Source organism: Alteromonas sp. (assembly GCF_984505615.1).
The window spans coordinates 82,768-95,073 of the sequence record NZ_CFHOXV010000012.1; the positions used below are offsets into that span (position 1 = coordinate 82,768).

Consider the following 12,306-nt stretch of genomic DNA (forward strand, 5'->3'; position numbering starts at 1 on the left):
TCAGAAAGACATTGACATAAGACGTTCACGAATGAGCGTCAGCACATCGACGAACTGCTCCCGTTGTTGCTCACTGAGGTCCTGCAGCATTTCCTCGCGCAATGCTTCAATTGTCACTTTGATGGTTTTTAACACGGGTTCTGCATCTGCAGTCAGGTTAATCAGGTGAGCACGGCGGTCTGCCGGGTCCTTATCCCTACGGACCAGCCCCCGTAACTCGAGATTGTCCAGCAGCTTTGCAATAGTCATCGGCTGGATTTCAAGCATCTGCGCAAGTGCTTTTTGCTGTACACCGGGATTCATGGCGATCAGTTTCAATGCTCTCGCCTGTGAAAGGGTGAGATCACTGCCATCTAACCTGTCCTGAAAAGCGCCGCGCATGCGCCTTGTGATATCAGCCAGTAAAAAGCCTTCTACCGGGCCATGCCGGTCATCGTAATAACAGGGGGTGTCACGGGATGTGGAATTTTCCATACCAACCTCAATTAGTAAACAATACTTATTATATGCTTCAATTACTAATCATCAACAGATTGACACGGAGTTACGGATGAATAACGGGAAAAGCAGGATGGATGTCAGGGGAGATAAAATTAACCGGCTATATCAACAATTTCTCTGGTATCCGGGCGGATACGTACGGTTTGACCGGCAATGGCGATTGATACGGTACCGGTCAGCGGATCTCTGCCGACAACTTTACCTGTCCGGTAGACGTCATAACCGAGGATCATGCCGGGTTGCAAATTCTCATCAGCAGCCGGTTCAGCCGGTGTCAGCGCTGATATTTCAGTAACGGGAAAACTGTAATCATCCAGAGTGATGTTTTGTGCTCTGTCAGCGGCCAGTACAGGACCTGCAATCAAGGTAACGACGACTCCCGCACACAACGCTTTAAAACTGAACATTAACTGCCTCCATTGCAACTTATTTTCTGTCTGATTACCGGGTCAGACGTTAAGCCGGTTACTGAACTTGTACTTCTGCTTATAAGAGATGTAAGCAATTGGCAGGCCATTACACATTTGTTAATAAAATCAGTAGTTAATGTATATATAAGAGTAATGACTGGAAAATAGTGACGTTTTTCCGCATCATATTTGCAACACACAAGGAAAAGATTACCCGTGATAAAGATAATTGTACTGATCCCTCTTCTACTCAGCCTACTCTGGTTTGCCTATCTGAAAGCTAACAAATGGACACTCGCCCAGGGTAAACAGGGATTTATTTATATTCTGGTGCTGTCTGCGGTCATCGCGGCGTTTTATACCCTGATGATGTTTTTAACGCACAGGGTCTGATTAGGATGTAGCATCCCGGAAAAGCGGGAATAAGCGGAACATTAAAATTCTGTTCCGCAGGCTGGCAGAGGAGGTTAATCCGTCATGGGGAGAATTTCTGATACGTTCCCCGTGGCATGAGGTTTTGCATTATTCAGCACGTGGCCGTTAATCACCTCTTCGTAAAGCGTGTAATAACGCTGTTCCATCACTTCAGCATTAAACACATCACGGGCATATTCGTGGCAGGCCTGCCGGGAAAAACTGTCTGCCTGAGCAACAGCCTGCTCAAGCTCTTTGTAACTTGACGACAAAAAACCTACATCAGCATTGTTGATAAGTTCAGGCAATGAGCCGTAGGGTGTAGAAAATACCGGTGTTCCCAGGAACAAACTTTCTGTGATCGCCAGCCCGAAAGGCTCATGCCAGCGCACGGGAAAAATAAGTCCTTTTGAGCGCCGGATTAATCTGTGCTTTTCCTCTCCGCCCACCATACCCTTGAAACGGGTGTGAAGATGAAAATCGAAATACGGATTTCTGCCGAAGTTAAACCGGTTTCCCCCCAGCACAGCCAGCTTCTCATTGACGTTGCCGGCAATGCGGACAGCACCGTCCAGGTTTTTCAGTGCAGAGCGGGCCTTGCCGAGAAAATGAAAATAATTATCCGGCTTACCGGTATGAGGCTCTCCATAATCCCGCCAGTCCAGTCCGTTATAAACGTAACAGCTGGCATGGTGATTTGATGCATGTTTCTCCGAAAGGAAAACTGTATTCTGCGGATAAGTTCTGGCTTCCCCTGCGTTACCATGCTCGGTGCACAAGAACGGTTTATCCAGCTCACCTTCGTAAGGCCAGTGAAAATGCACCACATCAGGCCAGTCTGTGATTTGCTCACTGACCGGCTTATCGCGGTCATATTTCAATGTCTGTGAGGCCAGTTCACCGGCATTGCGGGCCAGGAATTTGACCTCGTGACCTTGTCTCATCTGAGCCTGAGCCAGTGACCAGATAACCCTTTCCGTACCGCCGTACTTTTTAGCCGGTAACGGAAGTCGCGTTGCATAGGCGTGAAGAATACGCATTAAAAGTCCTTAAATACCGGTTCTGCCGGTGGCAAAAAAAAGGTGCGCAAAGCGCACCTTCTGTGATTCAGCAAATGTCGTTTAACGGGCCGTACCAAGGGTAACATCAGCCTCATCACGCAGCGCTTTTACAAAAGCTGCATAGGTAGACTGGCTGTTCGCCTGCGCCAGACGCTGACGGATGGCAGAAACTGTTGCATCATCCGCCGCTTCAGGCGCATGTACTGCAGTCAGTTCAATCAGTGCTACGTCGCCGCTGCCTAACAGGGCTACACGGCGGGACTTGCCTTCAGCCGGCGCCAGAGTGAACAGGGTATCAAGCAGATTACGTGGTAATTGCTGATCACCACGATTCACGTTTTCAACGGTTTCCCAGTCCAGTGAACGGGCTGACAGCGAATCAGCAATATCATTACCACTTTCAAGCTGAGCCAGCTGAGCTTCCGCCCAGTCCTGCGCAGCCTGCTGCGCCTTCTCGCTGCGCAGAGACGCAGTGATAGACTCTTTTACTTCATCAAGTGACTTGGTGCGTTGTGCCTCATGTTCGTTAACACGGACTACCATCACGGTGCTGGCATCCAGTTCGATAAGATCACTGTTCACCTGCTCTTCGATCAGTTCCGGCGAAAATACATCGCTGACAACCTGCGGGTTATCAATTTCGGCTGGTACGTTGTTGCGGGTAAACAGCGGGGTAGTCTCAATTGATGCATTGGCAATGGCTGCCACTTCATCCAGAGTGTCCGGAACTTCGAAGGCGACTTCTGCCATACGGGACTGAAGTTCATAGAAACGATCAGTGGCTTTTTCAGTGATGAGGTTGTCACGGATTTCACCGGCAACATCATTGAAAGGATTAATGGTTTCAGGCTTCAGATCAGTCAGTTTGATGATATGGAAGCCAAACTCTGTTTTCACAACATCTGTCACATCACCCACATTCTTAAGTGAGAACACCGCTGAGTCGAAAGCGTCGTCCATCATGCCGGGCGTGATGTAATCAAGATCACCACCATTTTCAGCAGAGAAACTGTCTTCAGAATTTTCTTCTGCCACGGTTGCGAAGTCTGCACCGCCTTTAATTTCTGCCAGCAATGCTTCTGCTTTCGCTTTTGCAGCCGCTTCATCATCGCCGGTTTCAATCAAAATATGCGAGACGCGACGTTGTTCTTCATCACGGTACTGGTCTTTATTTTCTTCATACCACGCAGACACATCATCGTCAGACACTGTCACGTCGCCTTTTAAATCATCGACTGACAATTTGACATAGGCCACGCTGACTTTTTCTTCAGTATCAAACGAAGTGATGTTGGCATCGTAATAACCCTGAATGTCAGCATCAGAAATTTCAACTTCGTCAGCAAAAGGCGCTGCATCCACAACGACATAGCGGGCATCGCGGGTCTGAGCCTGTAAGTCAAATACACGGCGGGCTTCACCGGGCAGTGCGAAGTCAGACACGCCAAGCGCACGCGTCAGCTGTTCACGGGTTAACTGGGTACGCAGGAAGTCGCGGAAATCTGACGGCTGGTAACCGTTCTGACGTAACAGAGCCAGGTAACGGTCGTTGTTAAACTGTCCGCCAAGCTGGAATTCAGGCATGCTGCGAATGGTGTCACGGATTTGATCATCACCCACACGTAAACCTAATTCGCGGGCTTTCTGCTCAACCAGCTTTTCGTCAATCAGGCTGTCCAGTACACCGCGACGGAATTGCTGCATATAACCTTCATCAGCAAACAGCGCTGATACGCTCTCACCGTATTGTGATTCCATACGGCTACGCTGTGACTGATAAGCACGCTCTAACTCATTCAGACCAATTTCTTCGCCATTTACAGTGGCGGCGACAGTTTCACCGGAACTGTTCAGGTAACTTCCTACACCGGCAAAAACAAAGCTCAGCACGACCAGACCAATGATAATCATTGCCCACGGGCCTTGCGAACCTTCTCGGATTCTCTCTAACATGACTTACTTTCAACTCCGTTGCTTACTGCTTCGCTCCGGCTTTGTTTAACACTCACCGGAAAAATATGGCAGATTATATCGATTCCCCGTGCCAAAGGCGATAATCCCGTCAGTCAATTTGAAGGAAATCCGTTGAATTCCAATAGATAGGGTTGGGTGACAGCGGAAAATGCGGGCAGGAGAAATAAAAAAGGCGATGGTACTGACCATCGCCTTTTATCGAATCTTTTTCTGCTTAGTTACAAGCGTCTTTCAGAGCTTTACCAGCTTTGAAAGAAGGAACTTTAGCAGCTGCGATTTGAATAGTCTCACCAGTTTGTGGGTTACGGCCACTACGCGCTGAGCGTTCGCGAACCGCAAACGTACCGAAACCTACCAGTGCAACCTGATCACCTTCTTTAAGCGCTGCGGTAACTGCATCAGTGAATGCATCTAATGCACGGCCTGCAGCAGCTTTAGAGATATCTGCACCAGCAGCGATTTGGTCGATGAGTTGAGACTTGTTCACAATTATGATCCCCTTCGATTGTTATTATACTCTTGTCCGAAAACAGTGATTGTCTTCAGAACGTTATAACAAGCTTGATTTCGACAATCAAGCTAAGTGTTACAATTAATTAACGTTTAATGAATCGCTGCAATCCCTTTAGAGACAAGGCTTCAAGCGAGTACGTAGTAAAGGTAACACAACTTCTGACAGTTGAAAGCCCTAAATTTAAAAAAAAAGGTTAATTTGGAGCTGTAATGGGTATTTTTTGAGCAAACAGTTCAAAAAAAGGCTACATCCCGCGAATTTACTGGTATGCAGCCAATTTCTACCGTTACTTATTAGCGACAACTTTAAAAGACTCAACAGGCTCCTGCAGAGCAATATCGAGAACTTCATCAATCCATTTAACCGGATGAATAGACAAATCCGCTTTCACGTTTTCAGGAATTTCTTCCAAATCACGCTCATTCTCGTGTGGAATGACGACAGTTTTAATACCGCCACGGTGTGCAGCCAGCAGCTTCTCTTTTAAACCGCCGATTGCCAGCACTTCTCCGCGAAGGGTAATTTCTCCGGTCATGGCAACATCACATTTCACCGGATTACCTGTGAGCGTGGACACCAGTGCAGTACACATCGCAATACCGGCGCTCGGACCATCTTTTGGCGTGGCACCTTCGGGCACGTGCACGTGAATATCACGCTTTTCATAGAAGTCTTCGTTGATGCGTAGTTTTTCAGCACGGCTTCTTACTACAGTCATCGCCGCCTGAATGGACTCCTGCATCACGTCTCCCAGAGAACCGGTGGTGGTCATCTTACCTTTGCCGGGTACCGCAGTGGTTTCGATGGTCAGCAAGTCTCCGCCTACCTGTGTCCATGCAAGGCCGGTCACCTGCCCTATCTGGTTTTCTTTATCCGCTTTACCATAATCAAAACGCTGCACGCCCAGATAGTCTTTCAGGTTATCCTGGGTCACAACGACTTTGTCTTTGCTCTTACTTAGCAGAATATCTTTTACTGCTTTACGGCATACTTTAGAAATTTCTCTTTCCAGGCTTCGTACACCCGCTTCGCGGGTATAGTAGCGAATCATGCCGATGATGGCGGATTCTGTGATATCCAGCTCTTTGGCTTTAAGGCCGTTACGTTCCATCTGTTTGGAAATAAGATGACGTGTCGCAATGTTCAGCTTCTCATCTTCGGTGTAACCCGACAGACGAATCACTTCCATCCGGTCGAGCAGTGGCCCGGGAATATTCATGCTGTTTGAGGTCGCCACAAACATCACATCAGACAGGTCGTAGTCGACTTCCAGGTAATGATCGCTGAAGCTGCTGTTTTGTTCAGGGTCTAATACCTCGAGCAGCGCCGATGACGGGTCACCACGCATGTCAGAAGACATTTTGTCGATTTCATCAAGCAGGTAGAGCGGGTTCTTCACCCCTACTTTGGCCATTTTCTGAATCAGTTTGCCCGGTAATGAACCGATGTAAGTACGACGGTGACCACGAATTTCTGCTTCATCCCGCACCCCGCCTAATGCCATACGCACGTACTTACGTCCGGTGGCTTTGGCAATAGACTGACCCAACGAGGTTTTACCCACGCCCGGAGGACCGACTAAGCAAAGGATTGGACCTTTCAGCTTTTTAACCCGTTTCTGTACCGCCAGATATTCAACAATGCGCTCTTTTACTTTCTCCAGACCATAGTGATCTGCATCCAGTACTTTCTCAGCCAGTGACAAATCTTTCTTCACTGCACTGCGCTTATGCCAGGGAACATTGGTCAGCCATTCAATATAACTGCGCACCACGGTGGCTTCTGCCGACATGGGAGACATCATTTTCAGTTTCTGCAACTCAGTCCGTGCCTTATCTTCGGCATCTTTAGGCATCTTCGCTTCTTCAATCTTTTTGCTCAGCGCCTCAAACTCGTCCGGTGCATCATCCAGTTCACCCAGTTCTTTCTGAATGGCTTTCATCTGTTCATTCAGATAATACTCGCGCTGGCTTTTTTCCATCTGCTTTTTCACGCGGGTACGAATTTTCTTTTCGACCTGCAGCAAATCAATTTCGCCTTCCATCAGCGCCATCAGGTACTCAAGACGCTCGTTCACGCCTTTCATTTCCAGTACCTTCTGCTTCTCAGCCAGTTTAAGCGGCATGTGAGCAGCCATGGTATCGGCGAGACGGGCAGCGTCATCAATGCCGTTAAGCGAGGTTAACACTTCCGGCGGGATCTTCTTATTCAGTTTGACGTATCCCTCGAACTGGGATACCGCAGAGCGGATAAGTACTTCCTGCTCATTGTCAGACAGTAACTCATCTTCAACACGGCTTACTTGCGCCACGAAGAATGGCTCAGCCTGCTCGTACTGATGAATTTCACCACGAACATTACCTTCGACCAGTACTTTCACTGTGCCGTCAGGCAGTTTTAATAACTGTAAAATAGTGGCTAATGTGCCAACCTGAAAAATGTCATCAGATTCAGGCTCATCAACACTGGCGTCTTTCTGTGCAACTAAAAAGATTTGTTTATCATTTTCCATCGCTGCTTCAAGACAACGGATGGACTTTTCCCTGCCAACAAATAGCGGTATGACCATATGGGGATAAACGACTACGTCCCGTAAGGCAAGTACGGGGATCTCAATGCGATCTTCACGCTCAACTGTCATACGTGTTCTCTGTATTGTTCATAATGTGAATTGATATGGGGATGCACAGGCAAAGTTCAATCAATCCTGTGTTAAACCTTGTTACTTTTACCATTATCGATTTTTAATGATGGTGCAACCTTTTTGTGTCGGAGAGCAGAGCAAAGTCAAACGACTGTACAAATATACGACGAAGGCAGGTTATTGCTTATTACAAATGATAACTATTCCCAATAAAATAAACCTGTTATGCTCAAGAAATTGGAAAAAATACAGTTAAAATCTTATTCTTCAAAGATATCAAGATTGCAGTGAAACTTGTTATGACATCATCTCCTTCAAATTCCGGATTCACGCTCATTGAGCTGGTTATTGTTATTGTTATTCTCGGCGTACTGGCAGTCACCGCAGCGCCCCGTTTCATCGATCTTCAGGATGACGCTCAGGCCGCCAGTGTTCAGGGTGTGGGAGCGGCCTTTGCTTCTGCCATTAATCTGGCACATTTAAAGTGGCGGGCCGGCGGCCACACAGGGCCGGTGGATAATCTGGATGTGTTCGGCAACGGACAAAACGTCATTGATTTTAATCAGTATGGCTGGCCTGCACAGAGCTATACGCCATATGAAGCCAGCCCGGTAACGGACAACGCCTGGGATTGCACATCGTTATGGAATGCCTTGCTTGCCAGCGGCAGCCCCACGGTTGCAGAAGATACCTCGGCGGACTACCAGGCCACCTATGCAGACGGTACCTGCACCTTTATTTTGCAGGCACAACCGGCGTTTTCCGTCTATTACAGTTCACTGACCGGTGAAGTCACCATCGATGACACCTTGTAACAGCACTGCCCTTTCACGGTAATTGCGGCTAACCGGATGCCCCGGTGCCAGATAACAAAAAAGGTCCCGAAGGACCTTTTTCTTTATCTTACATGACAATCACTCAGAGACCGCTTTCTTCTCTTCGTTTTTGTACATCAGAATAGGTTTAGATTCGCCTTTAATCACAGACTCGTCGATAACCACTTTGCATACGTTTTCCATTGAAGGCAAATCGTACATGGTATCGAGCAACACTGCTTCAACGATAGAACGCAGGCCACGGGCACCGGTTTTACGTTGCATCGCCTTTCTTGCGATGGCGTGCAATGCATCATCACGGAACTCCAGTTCAGTTTCTTCCATGGCAAAGAGCGCACCGTACTGTTTGGTAATGGCGTTCTTCGGCTCACGAAGGATCTGGATCAACGCTTCTTCGTTCAATTCTTCCAGGCTGGTCACTACCGGCAGACGACCAATGAACTCCGGAATTAATCCGTACTTCACTAAATCTTCCGGCTCTACCCGCTTGAACAGATCGCTGAGTTCCTGCTTGCTTTCTTTAGACTTCACCGACGCACCGAAACCGATTCCGGTATCTTTATTTGCACGCTGCTCAATCACTTTATCCAGACCGGCAAACGCACCACCACAGATAAACAGGATTTTAGACGTGTCTACCTGCAGGAATTCCTGCTGAGGATGCTTACGCCCACCTTGAGGCGGAACGGATGCAACCGTGCCTTCAATCAGTTTCAGCAGCGCCTGCTGAACACCTTCACCTGACACATCACGTGTAATAGAAGGGTTATCAGACTTACGGGAAATCTTATCGATTTCATCGATGTAGACAATACCGCGCTGGGCTTTCTCTACATCGTAATCGCACTTCTGCAACAGCTTCTGAATGATGTTTTCAACGTCCTCACCCACGTAACCGGCTTCGGTCAGGGTGGTGGCATCGGCCATGGTAAACGGCACATCCAGTAAACGGGCCAGGGTTTCAGCCAGTAGCGTTTTACCACTACCAGTAGGACCAATCAGCAGGATATTACTCTTACCCAGCTCAACACCCTCGTGCACATCACCATTTCGCAGGCGCTTGTAGTGGTTATACACCGCTACCGACAGCACTTTCTTTGCGTGTTCCTGACCAATGACATAGTCATCAAGGTGTGCATGAATTTCTTGTGGTTTAGGAAGTGCATCCTGCTTTTGCTTTGGTGCAATTTCCTTAATCTCTTCACGAATAATGTCGTTGCATAATTCAACACACTCATCGCAAATAAAAACGGACGGTCCCGCAATCAGCTTTCTGACTTCATGTTGGCTTTTGCCACAAAAGGAACAGTACAAAAGCTTATTATCACCGTCACCGTTCTGCTTGTCACTCATTACTCTTTGCCTCTGCCTTTCCTGAACAAACGAAAATCGTGCGGGTACACGAGTTCAGGATTACTATAACTATACTACTTAGTGGCGGCTGCGTCAGATCGATTTGTTAAAATCTGATCAATCAGGCCATAATCCCTGGCTTCTGCTGCACTCAGGAAGTTATCCCGGTCTGTATCCCTTGCAACTTTTTCGTAATCCTGGCCGGTATGTTCGGCCATCAGACGATTCATTTTCTCTTTAATAGAAAGAATTTCTTTCGCGTGAATTTCAAAATCCGACGCCTGTCCCTGGAATCCGCCCAGCGGCTGGTGAATCATTACCCGTGAGTTAGGTAAACAGAAACGTTTCCCTTTGGTACCGCCTGATAACAGGAAAGCGCCCATGCTGGCCGCCTGACCAATACAAACCGTGCTTACGTCAGGCTTGATGAAATTCATGGTGTCGTAAATTGCCATGCCTGCCGTCACAGAACCACCCGGAGAGTTGATATAAAGATAAATATCTTTTTCCGGATTTTCAGCTTCAAGGAAAAGCATTTGCGCGACGATGAGGTTCGCCATGTGGTCTTCAACCTGACCCACTAAGAAAATCACATTTTCTTTTAGCAGACGGGAATAAATGTCGTAGGAACGTTCACCTTTAGACGTCTGCTCGACGACCATAGGCACCAATGCATCTTGTGGTTCAAATGGGTTTATCATATCTACCTTGATTTCTTAGCGTTAAAAACAAAAATGCCCGGAAGGTTCCGAGCATTTAAGCAGTTGCTGACAGGTTAAGTCAATCAGAGGGTAATAAATTACGCCTGTTTGTTCATAACCTCGTCAAAAGCTTTGGTCACTTCCTGAGTTTTAGCATTTTCTAATACCCAGTCGATGGCCTGCTCTTCCAGTGCAACATTGCGCATCTGGTTCATCAGTTCTTCGTTAGCTTTATAATAGTCTACAACTTCCTGTGGATCTTCATAAGCTGACGCTGATGTTTCAATTAATTGCATTACTTTTTCGTCGTCTGCTTTCAGTTCGTTCTGCTTGATGATTTCACCCAGCAGTAAACCGATGCGTACGCGACGGGTTGCATTGTCAGTGAACAGTTCTGCAGGCAGTTCTGGCATGTTCTGGCCACCAGCTTGCTGGCTGAAACGTTGTTTTGCCTGTTCACGCAGTGCATTTACTTCCTGATCGATCAGTGCTTTTGGCACATCGAATTCATTCTTTTCGATCAGCTTAGAAATAACATCTTCTTTTACGGTTGTTTTCAGCGTTTGAGTCAGTTCGCGTTCCATGTTTTTACGCACTTCCGCTTTCAGCGCATCTACGCCACCTTCTTCAACACCGAACAGCTTAGCAAATTCGTCGTCAACGTCCGGTAATTGCTTACCTTCTACTTTCTTAACGGTAACGTCAAATACTGCAGCTTTACCTTTCAGGTTCTCTGCATGGTAGTCTTCAGGGAAAGTCACTTCTACAGTCACTTCCTCGTCTTTCTTAGCACCTACCAGCGGCTCTTCGAAGCCCGGGATCATGCGACCCTGGCCAAGCTCAAGGGTAAAGTCTTCTGCTTTACCGCCTTCAAATTCTTCACCGTCGATTTTACCAACAAAATCGATAACTACACGGTCGTCTTTCTTCGCTTTACGCTTAACTTCTTTCCACGTAGCGTGTTGCTTTTGCAGTGTCTCCATCATGTTATCGAGGTCAGCGTCGGAAATTTCAACCACTGGCTTCTCAATTTCGATGTCTGCAACGCCCTGAACTTCAACTTCAGGATACACTTCAAATGCCGCAACGAACTCTAAATCCTGGCCATTTTCATCTTTAACCAGTTCAAAAGAAGGCATGCCGGCAGGGTTAATTTTTTCCTGAACGATTGCCTGATAGAAGTTCTGTTGCATTACGTCACCAGCAACTTCCTGACGCACAGCAGCGCCAAAACGTTTCTGGATTACGCTTACTGGTACTTTACCAGGACGGAAACCGTTGATGCGTTGCGTTTTTGATAATTGTTGAAGACGCGCTTTAACCGCAGAATCAACAGAATCTGCTGGAACGGTAATAGTAAGACGGCGTTCTAAACCCTGGGTCGTCTCGACTGAAACTTGCATTATGTTACCTCAACTGTGCGTCTTAAAGTGACGCTTTGTTTGAATCCCCTTCCCGTCCTTGCCATATATCGGCGCGTTACACCGGGTTTAGAGGGAGTGTTATTCAACAGTGTTAAACCATTGTTTAAACACATTGGTTAAAAAAAGACGCGGTAGTATACAAGCAGGTTTTTACAGAGTCGAGAGGGATTAGCAACAAATAACAGGAAAAACCGGAGATAACGGGACATTTATCATCAGGTGATGACAATTCAGGAAATTATTGGGAATAAATAATGGTCGGTGAGACAGGATTTGAACCTGCGACCCCTTGGACCCAAACCAAGTGCGCTACCAAACTGCGCCACTCACCGAACTGAGTATTTCGAAGACGTGAGAAATGCTTCAAAAGACACCGGCTTAACCGGCTAAAGATATGCTGCACTCACATTCCCTGAGGGAAAAGTGGGGTGGACGATGGGACTTGAACCCACGACAACCGGAATCACAATCCGG

The 12,306-nt window shown here is 47.3% G+C and carries 11 protein-coding genes and 1 tRNA gene; 2 read left to right on the forward strand and 10 right to left on the reverse strand.

The window, feature by feature from the left end; genetic code table 11:
• Together AC4PME_RS09530 and AC4PME_RS09535 are read right to left on the reverse strand one after the other, a co-directional pair.
• Nucleotides 1-474, reverse strand: coding sequence for a MarR family winged helix-turn-helix transcriptional regulator (locus AC4PME_RS09530; RefSeq protein WP_491046136.1), 474 nt, complete (start codon nucleotides 472-474; stop codon nucleotides 1-3).
• Nucleotides 475-593: 119 nt separating this feature from the next.
• Nucleotides 594-908, reverse strand: coding sequence for a hypothetical protein (locus AC4PME_RS09535; RefSeq protein WP_491046135.1), 315 nt, complete (start codon nucleotides 906-908; stop codon nucleotides 594-596).
• 219 nt (nucleotides 909-1,127) lie between these two features.
• Here AC4PME_RS09535 and AC4PME_RS09540 point away from each other — a divergent pair, with 219 nt between their 5' ends.
• On the forward strand, nucleotides 1,128-1,304 hold the full coding sequence (locus AC4PME_RS09540; protein WP_181013630.1) for a hypothetical protein: 177 nt from the start codon (nucleotides 1,128-1,130) through the stop codon (nucleotides 1,302-1,304).
• 74 nt (nucleotides 1,305-1,378) lie between these two features.
• Here the strand turns inward: AC4PME_RS09540 and AC4PME_RS09545 are convergent, their stop codons facing one another.
• The 4 genes from AC4PME_RS09545 to lon all read right to left on the reverse strand — a co-directional run bounded on the left by AC4PME_RS09545 (nucleotide 1,379) and on the right by lon (nucleotide 7,515).
• Nucleotides 1,379-2,365 (reverse strand): glycosyltransferase family 4 protein, encoded by a 987-nt coding sequence (locus AC4PME_RS09545; protein ID WP_491046134.1) that lies wholly within the window; start codon nucleotides 2,363-2,365, stop codon nucleotides 1,379-1,381.
• Between the two features lie 81 nt (nucleotides 2,366-2,446).
• Nucleotides 2,447-4,339, reverse strand: a complete 1,893-nt coding sequence (gene ppiD / locus AC4PME_RS09550; RefSeq protein WP_491529573.1) for a peptidylprolyl isomerase — start codon at nucleotides 4,337-4,339, stop codon at nucleotides 2,447-2,449.
• Between the two features lie 235 nt (nucleotides 4,340-4,574).
• Nucleotides 4,575-4,847, reverse strand: a complete 273-nt coding sequence (gene hupB / locus AC4PME_RS09555) for a nucleoid-associated protein HU-beta (protein WP_119501982.1) — start codon at nucleotides 4,845-4,847, stop codon at nucleotides 4,575-4,577.
• 313 nt (nucleotides 4,848-5,160) lie between these two features.
• Entirely contained in the window at nucleotides 5,161-7,515 is a 2,355-nt protein-coding gene (gene lon / locus AC4PME_RS09560; RefSeq protein ID WP_491046132.1) for an endopeptidase La, read from the reverse strand.
• A gap of 302 nt (nucleotides 7,516-7,817) precedes the next feature.
• Here lon and AC4PME_RS09565 point away from each other — a divergent pair, with 302 nt between their 5' ends.
• The gene (locus tag AC4PME_RS09565) at nucleotides 7,818-8,333 is read left to right on the forward strand and encodes a prepilin-type N-terminal cleavage/methylation domain-containing protein (protein ID WP_491046131.1); all 516 of its coding nucleotides are present in this window, start codon (nucleotides 7,818-7,820) and stop codon (nucleotides 8,331-8,333) included.
• A gap of 99 nt (nucleotides 8,334-8,432) precedes the next feature.
• Here AC4PME_RS09565 and clpX read toward each other — a convergent pair whose 3' ends face one another.
• From clpX to AC4PME_RS09585, 4 genes are all read right to left on the reverse strand, one after another.
• Nucleotides 8,433-9,707 carry an ATP-dependent protease ATP-binding subunit ClpX gene (clpX, locus tag AC4PME_RS09570; RefSeq protein WP_303573064.1) on the reverse strand — a complete coding sequence of 425 codons (1,275 nt, stop codon included), beginning with the start codon at nucleotides 9,705-9,707 and terminating at the stop codon, nucleotides 8,433-8,435.
• Nucleotides 9,708-9,781: 74 nt separating this feature from the next.
• The gene (gene clpP, locus AC4PME_RS09575) at nucleotides 9,782-10,408 is read right to left on the reverse strand and encodes an ATP-dependent Clp endopeptidase proteolytic subunit ClpP (protein WP_119501986.1); all 627 of its coding nucleotides are present in this window, start codon (nucleotides 10,406-10,408) and stop codon (nucleotides 9,782-9,784) included.
• Nucleotides 10,409-10,506: 98 nt separating this feature from the next.
• Complete coding sequence (gene tig, locus AC4PME_RS09580) at nucleotides 10,507-11,811, reverse strand: trigger factor (RefSeq protein ID WP_303573062.1); 1,305 nt, start codon at nucleotides 11,809-11,811, stop codon at nucleotides 10,507-10,509.
• A 276-nt stretch (nucleotides 11,812-12,087) separates the two neighbouring features.
• Nucleotides 12,088-12,164, reverse strand: a tRNA-Pro gene (locus tag AC4PME_RS09585).
• Nucleotides 12,165-12,306: the final 142 nt, after the last annotated feature.